Raw genomic sequence first — 22,077 nt, forward strand, 5'->3', positions numbered from 1 at the left:
GCGGTGTCATAACCGTGATTGCCTTTCTCGCTCTTACAGATGTCTGGTGGGCGGTGAGGAATTCGAATCCCCGACCCCTTGGATGTCGACCAAGTATTCTAACCAGCTGAACTAACCGCCCGTGGGTACTGCTTTAAATTTTACTTTACTACGAATTCTGGTGGGCGGTGAGGAATTCGAATCCCCGACCCCTTGGATGTCGACCAAGTATTCTAACCAGCTGAACTAACCGCCCGAAGACCAGCATTATAGAGAGCGATCCGAAGAAAAACAAGGGTAATCATGGGAAACATTTCTATTTCCACTATGAGAACCGCAAAGCAGACGTTTCTGGCTTGCATTAAACTGTGGTTATTCCCCACTTGATGCGCCGCTTATGCAAGCCGACACCGCCCCTTCCGCCCACCTGCACGAGCATCGCGACGGCGACGCCCACTACCAGCATTACACGGTGCAGCGCAGCCAGTCCGTGCTGGCATGGTCGCTGGCGCTGACCTTGGGCTTTGCGGTGGTGGAAGTGGTGACCGGTTTCATGTCCAACTCGCTGGCGCTGATTTCCGATGCCGGCCACATGGTGACCGATGCCGCCGCGCTGGGCCTGGCCCTGCTGGCGCAGATCATCGCCAAGCGCCCGCCTTCCGCGCGCCACTCCTTCGGCTTCGGCCGCGCCGAGGCGCTGGCGGCGTTCGTCAACAGCCTGGTGTTACTGGTGCTGGTGGGCTGGATTACTTACGAGGCCATCAGCCGCTTCACCCATCCGGAACAAGTGCACGGCGCCACGGTGTTTGTGGTCGCCGCGCTGGGCCTGGTGATCAACCTGGTGCTGGCATGGATGCTCTCGCGCGGCGACAGCAATATGAACACCCGCGCCGCGCTGGTCAACGTGCTGGGCGACCTGCTGGGTTCCGTGGCCGCGCTGGTCTCCGGCGCGGTGATCTACTACACCGGCTGGATGCAGATCGATCCGCTGCTCTCGCTGTTCGTGGCCCTGCTGATCCTGAAATCCACTGCCGGCGTCCTGCGCGAGTCCTATCATTTCCTGATGGGCGGCGTGCCCGAGCAAATCGACTATCTGAAAGTCGGCGCCGATCTGGAAAAGCTGGACGGCATCTGCTCGGTCCACGACCTGCACGTCTGGGACATGTCGCCCGGCCAACCGGCCCTGATCGGCCACGTCGAAATCACCGACCTGGCGCGCTGGCCGGACATCCTGCACAACATCAAAGCCATGCTGCTCGAAAAGCACGGCATCGATCACATCACTTTACAAGCAGAAGTAGCACCTCAATCACATGCAAAATTTTGAAAAACGTCGCGATCGGTACGAGGCTTTTGCGTCGTTCGAAAAACCACTCGTCAATCTGAGCTTTGAGCTGGAGGTACCGGAGTTCCGGCATTTCTGCAAGGAGCGCGGACTGCCGCCGTTTCACTTCTTTTTGTATCACGTGCTGCACGCGCTGGAGGGCATCGATAACTTCATGTACCGCGTCCACAAAGGCGAGGTGATCAAGATCAAGGATTTCTGGGCATCGTACACCGTCATCAATCAGGACCAGAACCTGAACTTTGCGCGCTTTGAGATGACCTCGGATTTACAAGCGTTTGTCGCCCGCAGCGTCGAGGCGAAGAAGGTGGCGGAGGCCAGCGCCAGCATCATCAACCGTTCGGAAGACTTGAGCGATTACGATAAGCGTCGCAACATCCACATCACCTGCATGCCGTGGCTGAAGCTGACGTCGATCGAGCATCCGATTTACGAGCACAAGGATTACGATATTCCATCGCTGGCGTGGGGCCGCTTCAGCGATCCGCGCGATGATGGCAAGCTTACGGTGACGATGTCGGTGCAGGCCCACCATGGCTTCGTGGACGGCTACCACATCCACCTGCTGGCGCAGGCCATCGCCGCCCGCATTGCCGACACCATGACCCGTCATTCCGGCGCAGGCCGGAATCCATAGAACGCCAGCGCAAACACGGCTCACATGTTCGATGGGTTCCCGCTTTCGCGGGAACGACGGCGCCGGTCAGGCGCGGCGCGCTTCCTGCACGCCGCCAACTTCGGAGATAGCGCTCAAAGCCTTGTGCAGCTGCGCCGTGGCGCCGATTTCGGCGGTGAAGGTCATGCGCGCAAAGCCTTTGGCCGACTGCGTGTTGACGCCGATAACGTTGATTTTCTCGCGCGAGAAAATCTCCGAAATATCGCGCAACAGGCCCTGGCGGTCGTTCGCCAGAATGAAGATGTCAACCGGGTAGACCGTATCTGAACCAGCCCGGCCCCACTCCGTCACAATCACCCGCTCCGGCGCCTTGGCGCGCATTTCCGCGAAGTTCTTGCAGGTCGCGCGGTGGATCGACACGCCTTTGCCGCGCGTGACAAAACCAACGATGCCATCCGGCGGCGCCGGCTTGCAGCACTTGGCCAGCTGCGTCATCAGACCATCGGTGCCCACCACCAGCACGCCCGACTTGGCGCCCTGCTCCACGCTTGATGCGCGGCTCTTGCCGAGGAAGACTTCATCCACCGGCCCGCTCGGCTCGCCGCTGTCGTGCAGCGCGTTTTCGATGGCGCGCAGGCTGAACTCATCCTTGCCCACCGACAGGAACAAATCATCGACCTTGGCGAAGCCCAGCTTGTTGGCCAGCGCCTCCAGGTTGACGGCAGTCTTGCCCTCGCGCTGCAAGGTCTTTTCCACCACCGCCCGGCCGTGCGACAGCGTTTCCTGCATGTCGATCGCATGGAACCAGGCGCGGATCTTGGAACGGGTGCGCGTCGCCACCGTGTACTCATCGCTGAGCCAGTCGCGCGACGGCCCCGCCGTCCCCGGCGCCCCTTTGGCGGTGATGATTTCGCAGGTCTGGCCGTTTTTCAGCGGCGTATTCAGCGGCACCATCACGCCATCCACACGCGCGCCGCGGCAGCGGTGGCCAACGTCGCTGTGCAGGTGATAGGCAAAGTCCACCGGCGTCGCGCCAACCGGCAATTCGATCACGCGCGCTTGCGGCGTCAGCACAAAGATGCGGTCGTCCAGGGCGGCCGCCTTGAGTTTTTCCACCCACTCGCGCTGCTGCTCTTCCTCGCCCACCACGGCATCGGCCACGTCGGTTTTCCACGCCAGCAGCTGGCGCAGCCAGGCGATCTTCTCATCGTACTGCTGCGCAGTGAAGGTGGAGCCGCCGGTTTCCTTGTAGCGCCAGTGCGCGGCCACGCCGTATTCGGCAAAGTTGTGCATTTCCTGCGTGCGGATCTGCACTTCCAGCGGCCGGCCATCTTCGGCCGTCACCACCGTGTGCAGCGACTGGTAGCCGTTCGGCTTGGGACGCGAGATGTAGTCGTCGAATTCCTTGGGGATCGGCGTCCAGATGTTGTGCACCACGCCCAGCACGGTGTAGCAGGTCTTCACGTCCGCCACGATCACGCGGAAGGCGCGCACGTCGTACAGGTCGGTGAAGTCCAGCTCCTTGCCCTTCATCTTGCTCCAGATGGAATAGATGTGCTTGGGACGGCCAAACACCTCGGCCTTGATGCCGGCCGAGGCCATCTCCGACTGCAGGCGCTCGATTGCGCTGGAGACGAAGCCTTCGCGCATCAGGCGTTTTTCTTCCAGCATCTTGGCGATGCGCTTGTAGGTTTCCGGTTCGATGAAGCGGAACGACAGGTCTTCCAGCTCCCACTTCAGTTGCCAGATACCAAGCCGGTTGGCCAGCGGCGCGTACAGGTCCAGCGTCTCGCGGCCGTAGGCGCAAGTCATGTCGTTGAACAGCTTGATATCCGCAAAGTAGCGCAGCGTGGTCACGCAGGACGCCAGCCGCACCAGCACCACGCGCATGTCGGAAGCCATGGCCAGCAGCATCTTGCGCAACGTTTCAACCTGCGCCACCGCCATCTGCGCGGCGTTGCGGCCGCGCGCGGCGGCCGGCGCATTCTGGGTCTGGGTCAGTTCGCGCAGACGGATCAGCTGGCGCACGCCAGCCACCAGGTCGTTGACGCCCTGGCCAAAGCGCGGCTCGATGATCGGCGCCTGCGCGGTATCAAGCAGGGTCAGCTCGAACATCAGGCCGGCGATGCGGGTTTCTACGTCCGTGTTGAGCGCGGCCAGGGTGCCGGCCACGCCAACCGCAAAATCAAACGCCGGCTGGCCGCTGCTGCAGGTCTTGTCGACATAGGCTGTTTCAGCGAACTCCAGCGCCGCCAGCATGCGCGCACTGTCATCGGCGGACAGGCCATGCGCCAGCTGGTCCGACGTTGCGCTGTTGAGCGCAGTGGTGGAAACCATGTTGCTCCTAGCGCTGCGCGGCGATGACGACGATTTCGACCAGCACTTTCGGATCGAACAGCTTGGCTTCCACGGTGGCGCGCGGCGGTGTGTGGCCCTGCGGCACCCATGCATCCCACTCCTCGTTCATGCCTGGGAAGTCGGCCATGTCCTTGAGGTAGATGGTGCAGCTGAGGATGCAGGTCTTGTCGCTGCCGGCATCGGCCAGCAGGCGGTCCACATGCGCCAGCACTTCGCGCGTCTGGCCCTTGATGTCGAGCGTGTAGTCATCCGGAATCTGGCCAGCCAGATACACGGTGTTGTTGTGAATCGCCACCTCGGACAGGCGCTTGCCTACGTGCAGTCGTTTGATTTCCATACTCTTTTTAACCTAACAGGAATTGCTTTGCTATGGCGATTTGATCGTCATGAATAAAGGTCGGCGCATGGCCGACATTCGGAATTTCCACCAGCGTGGCTTTCGGGCCGCGCCCGGTCATCAGCCTGGCCGTTTCCGGCGACAGCAGGTCGGACTCGGCGCCGCGCACCAGCAGCGTCGGGCACTTGATGGCGTCATACGCGGCCCACAGCATGGCCTGGTCGGCATCGGCCGATTCCGGCGTGGCCGAACGGAACGGCAGCGACAGGCCCATGTCGTAATGGCGTACCCATTTGCCATCCTTGTCCTGGCGCAGCACGTCGGTGGCCAGCTTGTGCCACTCCTGTTCGGTATGCGCGCCAAAGGACAGCGAAACGTCGCGGATGAATTTGGCGCCGTCTTCAAATGTTTCAAACCGCAAGTCCTGGCCGATGTAATCGCCAATGCGCTGCAGCGCCTGCGGCGCCAGCACCGGGCCGATATCGTTCAGCACCAGCTTGCGGATCGGATTGCCCGGCAGCGAGGCCAGCCCCATGCCGATCAGGCCGCCCATCGAGGTGCCGAACCAGTCCACCTTCTGACTTTCGGCCTCTGGCAGCACGCGCGCCAGCAAGGTTACGATATCGCTGACATACTGCGGTATGCGGTACAGCTGCGGATTCTTCAGCCAGTCGGAACGGCCGCGGCCCACGATGTCCGGGCAGATGACGCGGTAGTCGCCGGCCAGGGCCTGCGCCATGTTGTCGAAGTCGTCGCTGACACGGGTCACACCGTGCACGCAGACCAGCACGTTCGGGTTGCTCTCATCGCCCCACTCCTTGTAGGCCATGCGGTGCAGGCCGGCCAACGAGAGGCACTGAACAGACTTTATTTTTGCTTGGAGCATGCGGCTTCCTTATCGGTTCATGTAATGATGTAGCTAAAAACACCATTTTACCGCGTTGTGACAAAATCCTACCGAAGTGTAGCGCAGCGCCCCTCAATCACCAACCCTATAGAGGACAGTATGGCAAACAAAACTTTGAGCGGTAAAACCGCGTTGGTTACCGGATCGACTTCCGGCATTGGTTTGGGCATCGCCCGTTCGCTGGCGGCGGAAGGCGCCAACGTGCTGTTGAACGGTTTTGGCGACGCCAGGGAGATCGAACAACTGCAGGCCGATCTGGCCACGGAATTTGGCGTGCAGGTGGCCTATCACAACGCCGACATGACCAAGCCGGCCGAGATTGAAGCCATGATCAAATTCGCGGCCGACAAGTTTGGCGGCGTGGATGTGCTGGTGAATAACGCCGGCATCCAGTTCGTCGCCAACGTGGAAGAATTCCCGGTCGAGAAATGGGATGCGATTATCGCGATTAACCTGACCTCGGCCTTCCACACCTCGCGCCTGGTGCTGCCGCGCATGCGCGCCAACAACTGGGGCCGCATCATCAACCTGGCATCGACCCACGGCCTGGTGGCCTCGGCCGGCAAATCGGCCTACGTGGCGGCCAAGCACGGCCTGATCGGCCTGACCAAGGCCAATGCGCTGGAGACCGCCACCACCGGCATCACCGTCAACGCCATCTGCCCCGGCTTCGTGCTGACGCCGCTGGTGCAAAAGCAGGTCGATGACCGCGCCGCCAAGGACGGCATCAGCAACGAGCAGGCCAAGAAGGCCCTGCTGGCCGACAAGCAGCCAGCCGGCGAATTCGTGACGCCGGAAGAACTGGGCGCGCTGGCGGTGTTCCTGTGCTCGGATGCAGCGAAACAAGTACGCGGCGTCGCCTGGAATATGGACGGCGGCTGGGTCGCCCAATAAAGGATCGCTGAAAAGCGACCGCAGCCTCGTTGCAGCGCCTCGCCGTGCAGGCGCACTGTCTTCGGCGCCGCGCCTCGCTACGGCTTTGAAGCGATCCCTCTAAGTAGAATCCCTTACCAAAGACAGATATCACTGGCAGTGATTTGCGGCTTTCCACAATAGTGATATCTGTCCGGCTGAGCGATGATGCACTCCTCACACACACGAGGAGACCCCGTGAAAAAACCATTCTATAAAATCCTGTACGTACAGGTACTCTTCGCCATCTTCTGCGGCGTGATGCTGGGCGTGTTCTATCCGGACAGCGGCGTCGCCATGAAACCGCTGGGCGACGGCTTCATCAAACTGATCAAAATGATCATCGCACCGGTGATCTTCTGCACCGTGGTGTCCGGCATCGCCGGCATGCAGGACGTGAAGAAGATTGGCCGCGTCGGCGGCAAAGCGCTGCTGTACTTTGAAGTGATCTCCACCTTCGCGCTGGTGATCGGCCTGTTCGTGGCCAACCTGGTGAAACCGGGCGCCGGCTTCAACGCCACCGCCGCCACGCTGGACGCCAAGTCCATCGAGCAGTACACCACCAAGGCGCACGCGCAAACCACCACCGACTTCCTGATGAACATCATCCCGAACACCGTGGTGGATGCTTTCGCCAAGGGCGACATCCTGCAAGTGCTGCTGATCGCCATCCTGTTCGGTTTCTCGATCTCCCTGCTGGGCGAGCGCGGCAAGCCGCTGGTCAAGCTGATCGACGACGCCTCGCACGCCATCTTTGGCGTGGTGAACATCGTCATGAAGGTCGCACCGATCGGGGCGTTTGGCGCCATGGCTTTCACCATCGGTAAATACGGCATCAAATCGCTGCTGCCGCTGGCCACCCTGATGGGCTGCTTCTACGCCACCTGCGCCATCTTCGTGGTGGTGGTGCTGGGCACCGTGGCACGCCTGACCGGCTTCTCGATCGGCCGCTTTATCTCCTACATCAAGGAAGAACTGCTGATCGTGCTGGGCACCAGCTCGTCGGAATCGGCACTGCCTTCGCTGATGAACAAACTGGAGCGCCTGGGCTGCTCGAAATCGGTGGTGGGCCTGGTGGTTCCAACCGGCTACTCGTTCAACCTGGACGGCACCAACATCTACATGACCATGGCCGCCCTGTTCGTTGCGCAAGCGACCAACACCGACCTGACCCTGATGCAGGAACTGACCATCCTGGGCGTGGCGATGCTGACCTCGAAAGGCGCATCAGGCATCACCGGCGCCGGCTTCATCACCCTGGCCGCGACCCTGCACGTGGTGCCGGATATTCCAGTGGCTGGCATGGCACTGATCCTCGGCATCGACCGTTTCATGTCGGAATGCCGCGCGCTGACCAACTTCGTCGGCAACGGCGTGGCTGCCATGGTGGTCTCGCGCTGGGAAAAAGAACTGGATATGGACAAGATGAAAGCCGAACTGGCCAACCCAGGTTCGACCATCACCGATCCGGAACCCATGGAAGTCGTTCCAAGCCACTAACAGGCATTGCTAGCACTCAACGCCCCGCCCGGCCCCAGCCGCGCGGGGCGTTTGTTCATTTCGACGCGGAACAGCGCCCGCTCGCTCCATCGGCGGAAACGAAAACGCCATCCAGGGCGCGATCGAATGTCACCCGATCAATATGGCACATGCCGCGGGACTTGCCGGGCTCCTTGCCGCAGAAATTCGCGCCGGCCTCAAAAGTGGCGATCTGCTGAAACAGCGAATACAGCACATTACGCCCTTCCTTGCAGTCCGCGCCATTCACACTCAATGGATCGTCAGCCTTTTTCCCCACGCTGGCCGCAACCTGATTTGCATATTCCCGCGTGGGGTTGGGGCCGTAACGGCAATTCGGAAAAACGCCCTCCGAGCCGACACAATCATTGGGCGGCGCATACCGCGACATGATTGAGAATGCCGTTTGGGGCTGCCCTGAGGCGGCCCTGCGGCTCATCCACAAGCCCCATGCCGCCATGCCCTGCTCCACCGTGCCAAACACCGCATGTCCCTTATCGTCGCGTGCAACCTGCCCCGCCCATGGCCCCTTGACGGGCGTTTTCATCGCGCCAGGGTTATTCAGTCGCAACGAGATGGGCAGGCATTCCGCGCGGGTGTCTGGAATCGTCGCCAACACGCCCTTGATCCAGATTTGGATCGCCTCGCCGCGCGTGCCATCCGGGGCGAAGTATTTCGGACTGCTGTTATACGGTTTGGTCACCAGATTCTTGCATTCGATGGCGCCAGCGCCGGCGCTCCACAACATGCCAGCAACGAAAAAGATCGTCCTCATGATTGCTTTTCCTCATCGCGAATGTTGACGTTCACTTTGCGAATCGGCAGCTTGTCGGCGGGCGTCTTGGAGTTAAGGATATCCATCACAAATGCCGCCATGCCGCGCTTGGCGGTCTGCTGAATGGTCTCGTTTTCCAGATAATATTTTTCCCTGGCTTTGACCATGCCAGCAGCGTCGGACTTCATCTGGTGAAGCATCTCCGTCAAATGATCCCCGGAGGCCTTGTTAATGGTGAGCCGCGGACTGGGAGATGGGGCCGAAGTATTTAGTTGCCGCAGCGGCGGCACATCGATAGAAACAATGCCTGGCTGCGTCTCCTTCAGCTTCCAGTCCCAATTCTGCGGCACAGCGAAGCCAAAGTTGTAGTCGTAATCCCAAGCGAACTCAATATCGGCCCGCCATAGGTTGCCTTTGGCTTGCATCACCTTAGAAAATGAGTCGGTAATTTTTGCAAAAGTTAATTCCCGCGCGTTGATTAGTAAACCCGCATCCACGGTAGCACGTTCTCGAACCACAGCAGCCTGCTTGACCATCTCCACTTCTTTAGAGGCACTTGCTGCTTTTTGATAAAACACGGTACTGACAATGGCAAGAATCACCACAGCTAGCCAAGAGATCACCCTATCCATATTTTTCCTTCCCTATTTTTTGGACAATGACGGAATGTTATGTTGCCAAATTATAATTATCTATAAGGCACCAAAAGGTGTCATTTTTACCACGCCATTGTAATAAAACAGGAGGTTCTGGGCCTAATGCCGTTCAGTTAGCGCCTGAACTGTCATTCCGGCGAACGCCGGATCCATGGAAAGCCAGCGTTAACACAGCTCAGGCGTTCTATAGGTTCGGCTTTCGCCGGAACGACAGGCTTAACTGAACGGCATTACGTCCTGGGGCCCGAATTCAATCGAATCACTCTTGCTGAGCTGGATCGAATCAGGTGTAATGCGGAATGCAAACATATTAACTTAACAACCATGCTGCGCGAATTGCTTTCCCTGTCAGGCCAGGACACCCGTCTGCTGCGCCTGACCACGCCACTGGGCGACAACTTGCTGACGCCGGAATGCGTGCGCGGCGAAGAGGCGCTCAGCGGCGGCTTCCGTTTCCGCATCGCCGCCCTGTCGCCGGACGCCAACCTGTCGCTGCGCGCCATGCTCGGCCAGCCAGTGCTGCTGGAGCTGCAAACCACGCTGGGCGAGGCGCGGCCGTTCCACGGTCACGTGACCAGCGCCGAAGCCAATGGCGCCAACGGCGGCCTGGCGCGCTACACGCTCACGCTGGAACCGTGGACCGCCTTCCTCGGCCATAACCGCGACAGCCGCATCTTCCAGGACCAGAACGTCTTCGACATCCTCGACGCCGTGTTTGGCGCCTGGCAAGGCCAGGGCAAGCTGGCGCCGGCGTGGCGCTTCGACGTGCAGGACCGCAGCCGCTATCCGGTGCGCAGCCTGAGCACGCAATACCAGGAAAGCGATCTGGCCTTTGCCGAGCGCCTGATGCATGAGGAAGGCCTGTTCCATTACTTCGTGCACAGCAAGGACGGCCACGAGCTGGTGATTGGCGACGACAACAGCAGCTTCAAGCCCAACGCCCAGGCGCAGGTGCGCTTCACCCAGCCCGGCGCTGTCATGCGCGAGGACAGCATGGACCGCTGGCGCGGCGAGCTCAAGCTGCAAACCAACGCGGTGGAACTGCATAGCTGGGATTACCGCACGCTGGACCAGCGCCCGGTCAGCGCCGCCTCGGCGGACGCCTCGTCGGATCTGATGCTGACCAGCCGCGACGCGCCAGGCGCTTACGCCTACCCATCGCGCGCCCACGGCCAGCGCATTGCCGACCAGCAGCTGCAAGCGCTGGAAGCGTCGCGCGAGGTCTACACCGGCGCCGGCACCGTGCGCACGCTGTCGCCTGGCACCACGTTTAATCTCAGCGAGCATGCGCTGGGCGACCAAGCCTTCCTTGTCACGCGCGTGGTACACCTGATGCACAACAACCTCAGCGCCGACCTGCACGCCGGCCTGATGCAGCGGCTCGGAGAAAGCGCGCTGGGCACCGCCATCGCCGCCGAGCAGGCCGGCAGCCTGCACGCGGTCGGCAAGGCGGCCGGCGAACGGCCGCTGTACCGCAACCGCATCGACGCCATCCGCAGCAGCGTGCCCTATCGTGCCAGCGGCACGGACGGCCACGGCCGCCTGCTGCATCCGCGCCCGACCATTCAGGGCCAGCAGACCGCCGTGGTGGTTGGACCTTCCGGCGCGGCGGTCCATACCGACCGCGACCACCGCATCAAGGTGCAATTCCACTGGCAACGCGGCGATGCCGGCCACAGCCGCCTGAACCATCCGGCGCCCGGCAGCCACAGCGGCGCGCCGGCCGATGACAGCGTCGGCGCCTGGGTGCGCGTGGCCACGCCGCTGGCGCCACAAGCCGGCGCCAACTGGGGCAGCAACGCTGTACCGCGCGTGGGACAGGAAGTGCTGGTTGACTTCATCGACGGCAATATCGACCGGCCGGTGGTGATCGGCGCGCTGTACAACGGTCAGGGCCAGGCCGACGCCCAGCATAACCAGGTGGCGCAAGGCGGCGGCGCCAGCACCGGCAATGCGCCGGCGTGGTTCCCCGGCGAATCGGCTGGCCATGCGCATCCGGCCGCGCTGTCCGGGCTCAAGAGCCAGACCCTGCCGGCCAGCCAGGGCGGTTCGGGCGCCTACAGCCAGCTGGTGTTTGACGATACGCCGGGTCAGCCGCGCCTGGGACTGCAACGGCATGCCTCGCCGCATCAGGGCACGGACGAACTCAATCTGGGCAACCTGCGCCATCAGACCGACAACCAGCGCTTGCAGCCGGCCGGCTTTGGCGCCGAGCTGAAGTCCGAACACAGCACCGCGCTGCGCGCCGGCCGCGGCATGTTGCTCTCGGCCGACCTGCGCAACGGCGGCAGCGGTCATCAGCTCGATGCGCGCGAAGCGCAGGCACAGATCGAACAGGCACAATCGCTGCAAACCACGCTGGCGACCACCGCGCAAAAACAGAACGCCAAGCTCAAGGCCGAGCCGGAGCCAGAAAAACTCCCCGCCATCGCGCAGATGGCCAGCAGCGCGCAGGCCCTGTCCGCGTCCGGCGCTGGCCTGGTCGGCGATGCGGGGGGTGGCGGCCAGGCCACCGCTTACAGCGCGGCGCTGATGCAGCTGTCCGCACCATCCGGCATCGCCGCCACCACACCGGCCAGCGCGATCATTGCCGCCGGCGCCACCAGCAGCCTAGCGGCCGGGCAGGACATCAATCTGGTCACGCAAGCCAACAGCCTGCACGCCGTGCGCGACGGCATCAGCCTGTTCACCTACGGCAAGGCCAGCAGCGGCGACAAGCCAAACCAGGAAACCGGCATCCGGCTGCACGCCGCCAGCGGCAAGGTCAGCAGCCAAAGCCAGAACGACGCCACGTCGCTGACCGCCGACCGCCTGATCACGGTGGCCAGCGTCAGCAAGGACGTGCGCATGGCCGCCAAGGAACACGTGCTGCTGACCGCGCAAGGCGCCTACATCAAGCTGGAAGGCGGCAACATCGAAGTGCACGGCCCCGGCACCATGACCTTCAAGGCCAGCATGAAAGACCTGACCGGCCCGGCGCAAAGCAAGCCCGCCCTGCCCGAGTTGCCAAACGAAAAGCTGTACGCCGGCCGCTTCCAGGTCAAGGATGCGGTGGCCGGCACAGCCATCGCCGGCCGCCTGTACAAGAAACAGCGCGCCGACGGCAAGGTGTTCTTCGGCAAGACTGACGCCGAAGGCCATACCACGCCGGTCAACACCGCCAAAGAAGAACAACTCGCGATCTCGCTGGACGGCAACGAGAAATTCCATCGCGACAAAATCGATGAAGACGAATTGAACCAATGGTTTTCCTGAGTATGCATAAAAAGATGATTTCCGCCGCCCTGCTGTGGTCCTGCGCTGCTGCCGCGCTGGCTGCCGATCCCGAGATGTTCTGGTTCAAGAATGAGACCCAGTGCGGCGACGCCAAGGTGGTGGTGCGTTCCTACTGCGAGGTGTCGCAGCGCGCCAATGCCGTCGTGCAGGTCAACAGCGGCTGCACCGAGCAGGAACTGGTGATCACGCAACCCGGAAAGAAGCCCGTGACGCGCGACCTGCTGGAGCACGAGCCGGTGGGCGATGATTTCCACATCGCCTCGGCGCTGCGCTGCGTGGAGGTCGGCAAGCAGCGCTATCTGCTGGTGAACCTGGACACCGGCGGCAGCTGCGACACCTGCGAAACTCAAGCCCTGCTGACGCTCGATGGCCGCTGGAAACGCTATGGCAACAAGTGGCAATCCACGCCGGCCAGCGAGCAGCGTGCGATCCGCCTGCGCGAGCCTTCCTGGAAGCTGGCGCCGCGCTACCCCATCAACAACACCGTGCTTGAAGATCCACAACCGCAATGACCGATACCCATTTCAACGAGCCGATCGACAAGAGCAAGCCGCTGTCCGGCACCGGCCGGCGCGGCTTTGAGGTGCCGCCCGAGGTGCAGCAGAAAGTCATCGACATCATCATTGAAGAAGCGCGCAAGATGGGCTTCAACAACCGCGACCTGGCGTACTACATCGCCATCGCCAAGCGCGAGTCGTCGTTCAATCCGGATGCCGCCAATCCGAACGGGACCGCGTCCGGTATCGCGCAGGTGATCGACAAGACGGCGGCCACTTACGGTGTCAACGACAGCAACCGCTTTGATGCGCGCTCCAGCATCAAGGCCGGGCTGGGCTACTTCCGCGATCTCAAGGCCGAGACGATCAAGGACTACGGCTCGGCGGCCGGCAAGTTTGAACCGCTGATTTATTATCGCTATCACTATGGCGAGTTCTCCACCCGCAACCGCGAAATGGTCCCGGTCGGGAACGGCAAGCGCAAGAAAGAAACCTGGCATCCCAAGGAGTTTTCCGAGCTGGAGCAGAACAAACGCTATCCGGACTCCAAGACCGTGGTGGACGAGGCGGACCGGATTGAAGCCATCCTCAATGCCTCGCACGGCCTGGTGGTGCAGCTGAACGACATCATGGGCAAACCGATGAGCAGCCGCAAGGTCATTGTCGTGACCAAGACGCCCAAGCCGGCCGGCCCTGCCAAGCCGCCAGCCGCAGCCGCCCCGGCCAAGCCCCCCGCACCCGCGCCTGCGCCGGCCGCTGAGGCGACGCCAACACCTGCTGCGCCGGCAGAGCCCGCGCCGAGCGCGACTCAGTCCGCGCCTTCCGCCGAGCCGACCGCGGCCGCATTGCCGGCTGCGCCATCCGAGTCCGGCGTGTCGCCGGCCGCGCCCGCCGCCGAGACCGCCTCAACCGCATCTCCGTCCGCATCCACCAGCGCCGATGGTTCCGCGGCATCGGCAGCCTCGCCTTCCCTGCCCGCCGCCGCGCCGGATGCCGACATCGCATCCGTTCCAGTCGCAGCTGCCGACGAAGGCATCGAATGGGAAGTCAGCGCCAAAGAAGTGACCACCGGCGCCGACGGCAAAGTGCCCGAAATCAGCTCCGAGTCGCAAGAGCCGGTGGTGATCCTGATCCCGCGCATCGACGTCGAGGCCTATAACGACGCCGTCAGCAAGGAAGGCATGCCGGAAGACGGCAACCAGCACGTCCTGCAGACCCACGACGGCGAGCAGATCGCCCAAGCCTTCCCCGCGCCCGACAACGGCTGGAAGCCCACGCCCGAAAACACCGGCGGCGCGACCCCTGCGGCAGAACCAGCGCAGACGCCGGCCCCTGCCGCCGCGCCAGCTCCGAAGCCCGCACCCAAACCCGCGCCACCGGCCAAACCGCCAGCCCCGACCAACGTCTTCGACGCCGCCGCCCAGGCCGCGAAAGACAAAGCCGCGCCCAAGCCAACGCCGAGCCGCGAAATCACCTTCGAGGATATCATCGCGGCCGTGAAAAAAGACCTTGGCTGGAACGCCGTCTACATGACCTCGTTCGCCTACGTGAAACAGTTCTACACGCGGCCGAAATTCCCCGAAACGCCGCTGAGCACCCCCACCAGCGCGCCCGGCCCGGCGCGCCAACAGGTGATCGGCAGCAGCCTGCCCAACAAGGACACAAAAAAACTCAAGGTCGAAGAAAAGGTTCAGACCGCTGAACAGCCGGCCGTCAAGCCGGTTGCCGCCAGCGGCGACGCGCCGTGGATGCCCATCGCCATCAAGGAGCAAAGCAAGGACGGCGCCGACAAAGTCACCGAGAACCGCGCCAACCACCGCAACGACGCCAAGTGGAAGGAACAGCACGCCGCGCGCGAGGCAGCGAAAAAAGCCGAAAAAACCGCGCAATCGCAATTGCGCCTGGAGCAGAAAAAGAAGCCCCAGGACGCCGCCATAATCAGCGCCCTGCAAGCCGACATCGCCAGCCAGCAAAAGGCCTACGCCGATGCCGACGCAGCCATGCTCAAAATCGAGCAGGACTTCAACAACCCGGACATCGTCAAATACCTGCAAAGCACCACCTTGGACCGCGACATGGCGCGCAACGACGCCACCGCCTGGTGCTCCTCGTTCACCAACTGGTGCATGGAACAAGCCGGCTACATCGGCACCGACAACGCGCTGGCCGAATCGTGGAAAGACTGGGGCCAGGAAATCAGCGAACCGCGCTACGGCGCCATCACGGTCGTCACGCGCTCCACCAAGCCGGAATACCACGTCGGCTTCTACACCGGCATGGGTGAAAAAACCCTGCCCGACGGCGTCGAGGAATTCGAGGTCAAAGGCAAGGACGGCAGCGTCACCAAGAAAACCAAAAAGAAATTCAAAAAGGTCAAAGCGGTGCGTCTGTTGAGCGGCAACTACTCGCGCATGGTCAAGGAAGATGCCGGCTGGACCGTCGACCCGGCCGACGACCCCGCGCTGCATCTGGTATCGTACCGCTGGCCTACCGAAAAGGAAAAACGTAAATGAAGCAGTCCCTGATGTTGACGCTGTGCGCTGTGAGCCTGGCAGGATGCCTGAACTCGCCGGCCGGCGCCGAGCCATGCAGCGCGCCCGACCCGGCGCTGCTGCGCACGACCTGGCAATCCTTCCGCACCGCCACCCTGGCTGGCCAGCCCGAGCAAGTGGCGCGCTACTACAAATTCCCGGTACAACTGCTGCCGCCGATGGACGGGATAAAACCGATGAAAATCACGCGACCGGTATTCATCAAGAACTATGTGGAATTGTTCCAGCGGGGACCCGCCGATACCGAAATCGCCATGCTGACCGCGATGAAAAAAACTACCGGCAACGAATACATCCCGCAAACCAAATTCGATAGCGCCAAATGCGCCTTCATCGGCCCGACCCGCATCGAAGACTACAACTTTGTCTACGATAAAAAAGCCGGGTGGCAAGTCGACTCGCTGTACTACGACAACAACGATCTGGAACTTGCCAAGTCATCGCAGCTGGATCGCTGATGAAAAAAATCTGCCTGCTGATCAGCCTGCTGGCGCTGAACACCGCCAGCGCCACCAGCGGCCCCGACGTCACAAAATACCTGGCCCAGCGCGGCTGGACCGCCTACGACAGCAAAGCCCTCAGGGCCTCTCAAAATCCCGGGCCGGTTCACTTTCGCTATTTGCTCTTCCGTGGCTAGTTCGGCGCACGCGCCCCATCGGCCTCGCCGGCGTGGACGATGCTGGAGCAAAGCACCGCTAACGTAAGAGCAAGCTTTCGGTTAGAAAAATCATATGCAATACCTTCTACATTTGATGGCGCACACGCCGTGTTAGCTGCTGTTTTACGGACTAGCGATGTCGAATGCTGCTAGTGATCTCTCGTGCCAGGTCAAGCAATTCGTCTTTGCTGACCGGCTCTACATTCTTTTGCCTGGCACTCCTGGCATTCCGAAGCACATAGACCTGGATGGTCGCTTGGTCTGGTTTTGTGCCATAAATTCCTCTCACGGTAGCGAAATAACCATAGTCTTCGTCACCGTTGTTCCGCACAATCTTTACGAAAGAGTCCAGCCCTTCTCGACCATCGATAGAAAAAGTGGAGGGTTTCCGCAAGTAATCGATCTTTTTTCCCATCTCATATTGCGCCCAAAAGTTAGCCACCACGCGAGGCGATGCGGCATTTGCTTCCCGAACGGGATCGTCATACTTCACAGCGTTTGAATCCCCCACCATCACAGTCACATCGGGATGCTTGAGCAATCGATAGGTCACAAAGATGTCACGTTCCTTTTCCTCGCCCATCGGTAAGGCCACATGGGGCAGGCATAAGGAACCACTGTCGGGGAGACTGAAGACATTACGCAACTTGGTATTTGCGGCATACGATGCCGCCATGTTTCGAGGCGTAGTCATGATGAGTACATGGCTGTCTTTTTCAATCAGCAGCCGCGCTGTGTCATTGATCCGCCAAGCCATTGCTTCTTTAGTTGGCGGGAACACGTCTGCGACTTCAACCTTTTGCCCGGCCTGTAGTGGTGCCTTACTCAGTAACGCAGGGTAATCCCGCCGATTCCTGGCAAACAGGGCTTTGACTTCATTGGCTTCGGCCGAGCTCAGGCGGCCAGTCACCAATATCTCACCGAAGTAACGGAGCGAACTCCAGCCAGCGTCCTCGCCATCGCTGAACCGAAAAGTCGTGCCTCGCGGACGTCCATTCAATTCGCTCACCAAGTTTTTCAGGGGCACCGCAGCAACCTCGACCTCCGCAGGCAAATCCACTGTGAGAGTGCCCACGCACTCCCTGCGCCAACCAGGCACAGCTTCCGTCGCTTCAGCTGAAAAACAGCATGCGAGCGCCAAGAGTGGAAATAAACTGCGACGGTTAGCCATACGGTTGATTCTGTTCATAGTTGCTTCCATTTGACGCTGCCACTAATGCAGAGCGGGCGTTTTCCTCATCCTCCAACGGCACCTTGTGTTCATTGTGAACAATAATACCGGTTGGATACTTGATGCGGATATTCTCGTTTGCCGTCCAGTCAAGCGGAATGAGAGTAATAAAACCGCGGATATTTTTCAACGCGGCGGCGCCTGCAGCCGCTTGCGGCTTGTCCCAGAACTCGGTCTGAAAAGGCATGGGCTGGGCAAGTCCGCCCACTTTGCCGTTCCCTAATTTTAATTTGTCGTCCCAGGTGGGAAGAATTTTCGCGGGCTGACCTAAACGCTCCGGTGAAGGGTCTGTATTGCGAGGAATGTAGGCAAATGCACTGTCATAGATGTCGGTGTTCCTTTGCGCTCGCCGCTGTATCAGCTTCCAGCTATCTGCCTGTCCCGGAGACTCTATCGCAGTTTTTAGTTCATCTGCGGCGCGCACGCCACATGTGATGCCAAAAATCTTATTCCATATTTTTATGCGTAACTCATGCGCAAAAACCCTGACAGGTTGATTGCTCCCCTTTCCATTAATGTCAGCGCGCTTAGTATCGTCATCCATGACAAGCACAGCAAGCTCAGAGTCTCTCTCTCCGAGGAGGCTGCGATCATTGATATTGGCGCTGCCCAGCAACGCAAATCTGTCGTCCACTATCATTACTTTGCTATGCACATAAATCTGCTCGGTTACAAAGTTCCCCGTAAATTCGTGCCAGTTTCTCAGATTCAGTAGTGTGACGTATTCGTAGCAGGCAGCAACAGGCACGCTTTCATATTGCGTATTCGCTTCGTCATTAAGCACCGCGAGATAATCGGCAACCTTCGCATCTTTTAGCTCACGGGCCTTGATAAGCCGGCGTATTCCATTTATCAGGCTATGACTGCCGTAGACCAATGTCTGCATTGTGTAGTACACCTGCACAGCGATACTGGCGTCGATCAGCGCTCCTTCCGGGTGAACCGGTAGAGTAATGTACACATGGAATTTAGGCTTGGATACATCGTCAAGAATGCATTTCTTAAGCCGGTCCAGTAAGGCCTTCAGCACCCCGTTGCTAGGGAGCTTGTCAAGAATTGCTTCGTCAGGTGGTCCATCAGACATTTTCCTTACGAGCTTCAGGGTAGTGTCGCTAATGCCATTAGCACCATTTTTAATAAACGCCCCGACAGGTGAAAGATTCGCCAAGTCTGCGTGACCGAGCGACCCAAAATCCGATACAAAGAACTGGTTCTCGATATAGATGAACCGCGTCGCCTTGGCAATCAGGTGCTTCATAGCGATATGAATATCATGCTGCCCTTTTTGCAACTTGCTTCCAGGATTAGCCGCGTGCTCTTCAGCGCAATGGTGGGCCGGAGCACTACGCAACACCTGGATTTGAGCTTTTCCTTCCATGGGAAACAATTTCGCAGGCAACTCTCGCGGTAATTTTTTAGTCTTTGCTTTGGTCGCTACGTTCCACCGAAGAATGAAATTCTTCAGCAAGGCCGAGACTGCCGGCCCTTGAATTTTACAGTGCACATCTTGCCAGGGCATACGAGGTTGCCGGGTAGCATCCAGCTCCACCGGCAAAGCTTTATTGGAAGAAAAACTCCCCTTGTTCGCGACAATGTCTATGCTGCCTGGCTTGTCATATGGTACCTGCCAGCCACCACCCGCGATTTTCTTCAATTCGGCTTGTGCGGTGCTCTTTACCACCGTATGTCCGAAGACGCGGACTCCAAAGGTATCAGCAGCACCGGACATCAAATCTGGATCCACCAACGAAGCGGATTCCGGATCAACCTTGTGCAAAGGTGGAATGCTGGGATTGTATCGGTTTAGCATCCGACGCCCGTCCAAATCCGGACGTAGATCAAATCGCGCATCGTCCATGCGCCCATAGCACAGGTCCATACCGCCAACGTAGGCAATTTTTCGGTCAATCACGACTTGCTTTTGGTGATGACTGTAGTACGCGTTGTTTACGCTAGCAAACGATGAGCACAAAGTGACCGTTACGCTGCCCTTGGAGGGGCCATCTTCGAGAATATCGTTGATACTTTCAAGGACAATCTTAGTCTGGTCGTCGTAGGTCTGAATCGGCTCGCTATCATTCCATGGCATCACATAAATATGCACCCCGCGCTTGGCACAGCGCAGCAGTAAATCGTACAAACGGACGCCCGGCACCAGCAATGCGTCCCAGTTCACCTGCCAGCCCGCAATATAGATTTCATTCGTAGCACGATCACATTCGTTGATCAGATCCGAAAAATAGTCCTTGCCCGAGCAATAAGACTCAATTTTATTGCCTTGGGTCGGCATGGAAAATACGTCGCTCGACGTCCTGTCGACCCACAGCGGGATAGCATGCGCTGCTACCGCTGGTTTGCCCTGCTTATCCACGATTTGATAGATGCTGCCCGTTACGGTTGAATCATGGGATGCGCTCATCACGTACCTTTTTTCATCTTGTCAAATAAACTGGCCCCACTCGCACTTTTTAAATCGTTACGGGCAACAATTGCATGGAAATCCTCTACGTCGGCCCCATTCGTCACCAAATGATCGTCCGCGTATCCCAAGGCGTTCAGCCCATGATAGAACTTGTCTCTATCGGACCAGTCATCCCTCGCTACATTAATCTCCAATTGCCTTGCATGACTATTCGCGATAACCCATAAGAAGCTGGGGGTTTGATTATATTCATGATGTAGTTTTTCTTCATCTGCCTTTGACAACACAACCCTTCCGTCATCGTCACTGGTGCCGGCAAGGATCAGTTCCTCACTGCCTAGTGCGGTTTCTATGTCGCGCGCACGCACTACTCGCCACTCTGAATTTGGATAGGGCTCAGACAACAATCCTGGAGCATCTTGCAGCCGCATGGCAAACGAGAGCGGTATCGTCTCTATCGTTGAGCGAGGCAACGCTGGCGGTGGGTAGTTCATTTGTGTTTGCGATGAAAAATTCTTTTTACCAGCATGGACGGTCAACTTGCCCGGACACTGCACCGTGATGTTGCCGCCGTCAATGGTGATGTTGGCGCCGCCGGCGGTGGACAGGCTGATGCGCTTGGCCGCCGCCCAGTCCACGCTGGCGTTGGCGCTGATGATGTTGATGTCATCGCGCGCCTGCACTTTCAGTTCGTCGGCCTGGGCCTGGATGTCGATGGCGTCCTTGGCGGCGATCAGTTGCAGGCCCAGCCCACCTTCGCCGGCCTTGACCGCGCCGCCCAGCACGCCGATGGCCTGGCCGCTGTGCGCGCGCATCTGGCCGCCGACCATGAACTGGCTGTCGTTGCCGCTCATGAGTGAAATGGCTTCGCCATTGGCCAGCTGCACCGCCGCGCCCGAGGTGACGCCGATGCCGCGCTTGCCGCTGATGGCGATGATCGGCGCGCCGGCGTGCGGCAGTTGATCGTCGCCCGGCGCGGTTTTCTTTTCAGCGGCATCGGCCTTGGCCGCGTCAAGGCTGGCGTTGCCGACCATGCCGGACACTGCCGTCAGCATCGCCTGCAGCGGCGCCGCCTTCGGATCGAGCGTGCTGGCGTTGGCCTTGGCCGCGCCAATATGGCCTGCCAAGGCCACGGTTTCGTGCGTCTTCGCGGCCTCACTGAAGGTCTCGCCCAGCTTGACCGCCTGCTTCAGCAAGGCAATGCCGGCTGCATTGTCGCCGGCAGGCTCGCGCACATCGGCGCTGTGGTTGATCTTGTAGCTGCTGATCAGCAGGCCGGCACCGGCGCGCACGGCGCCATAGGCATCGGTGCGCAGTTCCGCGCCCTGCCCGCGCAAGCTGCCGCGGTAATTGTCCGCGCTGTGGATCAGGTGCCCGAGCGTGAGTTCGCTGGCGGCGTGCGTGGAGCGCAGTTGCACGCGGCCTTGCGCATCGGTGTCGTCGAACAGCAGCTGGTTATAGCCCGCACCGCCAAACTCCTTGCTGCGTACGCCCCACTGCGCGGCGGCGTTGCGGTGGCCCGCGCTATCCGCCGAGGCGCCGTGCCACAGTGGGCTATTGCCGCCGGCCAGATTGCCTTGCGCCGACGGCGCGTGGTCGGCGGCCGGCTGGAAACGTGTTTCTTCGCCACCGCTGCTTTGCGCGCCGGGCGTCGGCGCGATGCCGCCCTCGCCCTGGCCGTTGTACAGAGCGCCGACGATGATGGGACGGTCGATATCGTTTTCGATGAACTGCACCAGCACTTCCTGGCCGATGCGCGGCAGGAACTGGCTGCCCATGCCGCCACCGGCCGAGCGTTGCGCCACGCGCACCCAGCAGGTGGCGTCGCCGTTGTCCTGCCAGTGGTAGCGGATGCGCACGCGGCCCAGCTTGTCGCAATACAGTTCGTCTGCGCCGGACGGCTGTGAGAGCCCATCCGCGCCGATGACGATGGCGCTTTGCGCGCCCCGCGCGGTCGGCTTGGGATGGCTGCGGCCGTCGCTGCCAGGCAGTTGCGGGCGCCAGATGACGTCGGCCGCGATAGCTTCAAAGCTGTTGG

17 protein-coding genes and 2 tRNA genes are annotated in these 22,077 nt (G+C 60.3%); 9 read left to right on the forward strand and 10 right to left on the reverse strand.

Annotated features, from left to right (window positions below; all coding sequences use genetic code 11):
* Window positions 1-44 precede the first annotated feature (44 nt).
* Together ABDW57_RS26325 and ABDW57_RS26330 are read right to left on the reverse strand one after the other, a co-directional pair.
* Window positions 45-121, reverse strand: a tRNA-Val gene (locus ABDW57_RS26325).
* Window positions 122-158: 37 nt separating this feature from the next.
* Window positions 159-235: transfer RNA gene (locus ABDW57_RS26330), tRNA-Val, on the reverse strand.
* A gap of 141 nt (window positions 236-376) precedes the next feature.
* On the opposite strand from ABDW57_RS26330, the gene ABDW57_RS26335 reads away from it, so the two are divergent.
* Together ABDW57_RS26335 and ABDW57_RS26340 are read left to right on the forward strand one after the other, a co-directional pair.
* Window positions 377-1,306 (forward strand): cation diffusion facilitator family transporter, encoded by a 930-nt coding sequence (locus ABDW57_RS26335; RefSeq protein WP_343733102.1) that lies wholly within the window; start codon window positions 377-379, stop codon window positions 1,304-1,306.
* Window positions 1,293-1,961: a CatA-like O-acetyltransferase gene (locus ABDW57_RS26340; protein WP_343733103.1), complete on the forward strand. Its 669-nt coding sequence runs from the start codon at window positions 1,293-1,295 to the stop codon at window positions 1,959-1,961. The genes ABDW57_RS26335 and ABDW57_RS26340 overlap by 14 nt, the downstream gene beginning before the upstream one ends.
* 66 nt (window positions 1,962-2,027) lie before the next feature.
* Here the strand turns inward: ABDW57_RS26340 and ABDW57_RS26345 are convergent, their stop codons facing one another.
* The 3 genes from ABDW57_RS26345 to ABDW57_RS26355 are packed head-to-tail and all read right to left on the reverse strand — an operon-like array spanning window position 2,028 to window position 5,521.
* Window positions 2,028-4,277 (reverse strand): bifunctional (p)ppGpp synthetase/guanosine-3',5'-bis(diphosphate) 3'-pyrophosphohydrolase, encoded by a 2,250-nt coding sequence (locus tag ABDW57_RS26345; RefSeq protein ID WP_343733104.1) that lies wholly within the window; start codon window positions 4,275-4,277, stop codon window positions 2,028-2,030.
* 7 nt (window positions 4,278-4,284) lie between these two features.
* On the reverse strand, window positions 4,285-4,635 hold the full coding sequence (locus ABDW57_RS26350) for a RidA family protein (protein ID WP_343733105.1): 351 nt from the start codon (window positions 4,633-4,635) through the stop codon (window positions 4,285-4,287).
* A 7-nt stretch (window positions 4,636-4,642) separates the two neighbouring features.
* Window positions 4,643-5,521 carry an alpha/beta hydrolase gene (locus ABDW57_RS26355; RefSeq protein ID WP_343733106.1) on the reverse strand — a complete coding sequence of 293 codons (879 nt, stop codon included), beginning with the start codon at window positions 5,519-5,521 and terminating at the stop codon, window positions 4,643-4,645.
* A 120-nt stretch (window positions 5,522-5,641) separates the two neighbouring features.
* Here ABDW57_RS26355 and ABDW57_RS26360 point away from each other — a divergent pair, with 120 nt between their 5' ends.
* Together ABDW57_RS26360 and ABDW57_RS26365 are read left to right on the forward strand one after the other, a co-directional pair.
* Window positions 5,642-6,436: a 3-hydroxybutyrate dehydrogenase gene (locus ABDW57_RS26360; protein ID WP_343733107.1), complete on the forward strand. Its 795-nt coding sequence runs from the start codon at window positions 5,642-5,644 to the stop codon at window positions 6,434-6,436.
* A 216-nt stretch (window positions 6,437-6,652) separates the two neighbouring features.
* Entirely contained in the window at window positions 6,653-7,954 is a 1,302-nt protein-coding gene (locus ABDW57_RS26365; protein ID WP_343733108.1) for a dicarboxylate/amino acid:cation symporter, read from the forward strand.
* A 55-nt stretch (window positions 7,955-8,009) separates the two neighbouring features.
* Here the strand turns inward: ABDW57_RS26365 and ABDW57_RS26370 are convergent, their stop codons facing one another.
* Window positions 8,010-8,747: a hypothetical protein gene (locus tag ABDW57_RS26370; RefSeq protein ID WP_343733109.1), complete on the reverse strand. Its 738-nt coding sequence runs from the start codon at window positions 8,745-8,747 to the stop codon at window positions 8,010-8,012.
* Window positions 8,744-9,379 carry a hypothetical protein gene (locus ABDW57_RS26375; protein WP_343733110.1) on the reverse strand — a complete coding sequence of 212 codons (636 nt, stop codon included), beginning with the start codon at window positions 9,377-9,379 and terminating at the stop codon, window positions 8,744-8,746. Before ABDW57_RS26375 ends, ABDW57_RS26370 begins: the two co-directional genes overlap by 4 nt.
* 348 nt (window positions 9,380-9,727) lie before the next feature.
* On the opposite strand from ABDW57_RS26375, the gene ABDW57_RS26380 reads away from it, so the two are divergent.
* The 5 genes from ABDW57_RS26380 to ABDW57_RS26400 are packed head-to-tail and all read left to right on the forward strand — an operon-like array spanning window position 9,728 to window position 16,365.
* On the forward strand, window positions 9,728-12,658 hold the full coding sequence (locus tag ABDW57_RS26380) for a type VI secretion system Vgr family protein (protein ID WP_343733111.1): 2,931 nt from the start codon (window positions 9,728-9,730) through the stop codon (window positions 12,656-12,658).
* A 14-nt stretch (window positions 12,659-12,672) separates the two neighbouring features.
* Entirely contained in the window at window positions 12,673-13,191 is a 519-nt protein-coding gene (locus tag ABDW57_RS26385; protein WP_343733112.1) for a hypothetical protein, read from the forward strand.
* Window positions 13,188-15,689, forward strand: a complete 2,502-nt coding sequence (locus tag ABDW57_RS26390) for a TIGR02594 family protein (protein ID WP_343733113.1) — start codon at window positions 13,188-13,190, stop codon at window positions 15,687-15,689. Before ABDW57_RS26385 ends, ABDW57_RS26390 begins: the two co-directional genes overlap by 4 nt.
* Complete coding sequence (locus ABDW57_RS26395; RefSeq protein ID WP_343733114.1) at window positions 15,686-16,186, forward strand: hypothetical protein; 501 nt, start codon at window positions 15,686-15,688, stop codon at window positions 16,184-16,186. The genes ABDW57_RS26390 and ABDW57_RS26395 overlap by 4 nt, the downstream gene beginning before the upstream one ends.
* Window positions 16,186-16,365 (forward strand): hypothetical protein, encoded by a 180-nt coding sequence (locus ABDW57_RS26400; protein ID WP_343733115.1) that lies wholly within the window; start codon window positions 16,186-16,188, stop codon window positions 16,363-16,365. The genes ABDW57_RS26395 and ABDW57_RS26400 overlap by 1 nt, the downstream gene beginning before the upstream one ends.
* 151 nt (window positions 16,366-16,516) lie before the next feature.
* Here ABDW57_RS26400 and ABDW57_RS26405 read toward each other — a convergent pair whose 3' ends face one another.
* The 3 genes from ABDW57_RS26405 to ABDW57_RS26415 form a co-directional block, all read right to left on the reverse strand.
* A complete protein-coding gene (locus ABDW57_RS26405) occupies window positions 16,517-17,575 on the reverse strand; it encodes a T6SS immunity protein Tli4 family protein (protein ID WP_343733116.1) in 1,059 nt (352 codons plus the stop codon).
* A complete protein-coding gene (locus tag ABDW57_RS26410; protein ID WP_343733117.1) occupies window positions 17,550-20,036 on the reverse strand; it encodes a phospholipase D-like domain-containing protein in 2,487 nt (828 codons plus the stop codon). The genes ABDW57_RS26405 and ABDW57_RS26410 overlap by 26 nt, the downstream gene beginning before the upstream one ends.
* Window positions 20,036-22,077, reverse strand: a 2,042-nt coding sequence (locus ABDW57_RS26415; RefSeq protein ID WP_343733118.1) for a DUF2345 domain-containing protein, incomplete at its 5' end; no start/stop codon positions are given. The genes ABDW57_RS26410 and ABDW57_RS26415, both read right to left, overlap by 1 nt.

This window comes from Duganella sp. (assembly GCF_039595735.1).
GTDB lineage: Bacteria > Pseudomonadota > Gammaproteobacteria > Burkholderiales > Burkholderiaceae_D > Rugamonas.

Excerpts from the sequence above, each read along its gene's own strand:
- ABDW57_RS26360 (WP_343733107.1), top strand. The coding sequence starts at position 5,642 with ATGGCAAACAAAACTTTGAGCGGTAAAACCGCGTTGGTTACCGGATCG.
- ABDW57_RS26335 (WP_343733102.1), top strand. The coding sequence starts at position 377 with ATGCAAGCCGACACCGCCCCTTCCGCCCACCTGCACGAGCATCGCGAC.
- ABDW57_RS26390 (WP_343733113.1), top strand. The coding sequence starts at position 13,188 with ATGACCGATACCCATTTCAACGAGCCGATCGACAAGAGCAAGCCGCTG.
- ABDW57_RS26350 (WP_343733105.1), bottom strand. The coding sequence starts at position 4,635 with ATGGAAATCAAACGACTGCACGTAGGCAAGCGCCTGTCCGAGGTGGCG.
- ABDW57_RS26370 (WP_343733109.1), bottom strand. The coding sequence starts at position 8,747 with ATGAGGACGATCTTTTTCGTTGCTGGCATGTTGTGGAGCGCCGGCGCT.
- ABDW57_RS26395 (WP_343733114.1), top strand. The coding sequence starts at position 15,686 with ATGAAGCAGTCCCTGATGTTGACGCTGTGCGCTGTGAGCCTGGCAGGA.
- ABDW57_RS26340 (WP_343733103.1), top strand. The coding sequence starts at position 1,293 with ATGCAAAATTTTGAAAAACGTCGCGATCGGTACGAGGCTTTTGCGTCG.
- ABDW57_RS26375 (WP_343733110.1), bottom strand. The coding sequence starts at position 9,379 with ATGGATAGGGTGATCTCTTGGCTAGCTGTGGTGATTCTTGCCATTGTC.
- ABDW57_RS26405 (WP_343733116.1), bottom strand. The coding sequence starts at position 17,575 with ATGAACAGAATCAACCGTATGGCTAACCGTCGCAGTTTATTTCCACTC.
- ABDW57_RS26385 (WP_343733112.1), top strand. The coding sequence starts at position 12,673 with ATGATTTCCGCCGCCCTGCTGTGGTCCTGCGCTGCTGCCGCGCTGGCT.
- ABDW57_RS26400 (WP_343733115.1), top strand. The coding sequence starts at position 16,186 with ATGAAAAAAATCTGCCTGCTGATCAGCCTGCTGGCGCTGAACACCGCC.
- ABDW57_RS26380 (WP_343733111.1), top strand. The coding sequence starts at position 9,728 with ATGCTGCGCGAATTGCTTTCCCTGTCAGGCCAGGACACCCGTCTGCTG.
- ABDW57_RS26410 (WP_343733117.1), bottom strand. The coding sequence starts at position 20,036 with ATGAGCGCATCCCATGATTCAACCGTAACGGGCAGCATCTATCAAATC.
- ABDW57_RS26355 (WP_343733106.1), bottom strand. The coding sequence starts at position 5,521 with ATGCTCCAAGCAAAAATAAAGTCTGTTCAGTGCCTCTCGTTGGCCGGC.
- ABDW57_RS26345 (WP_343733104.1), bottom strand. The coding sequence starts at position 4,277 with ATGGTTTCCACCACTGCGCTCAACAGCGCAACGTCGGACCAGCTGGCG.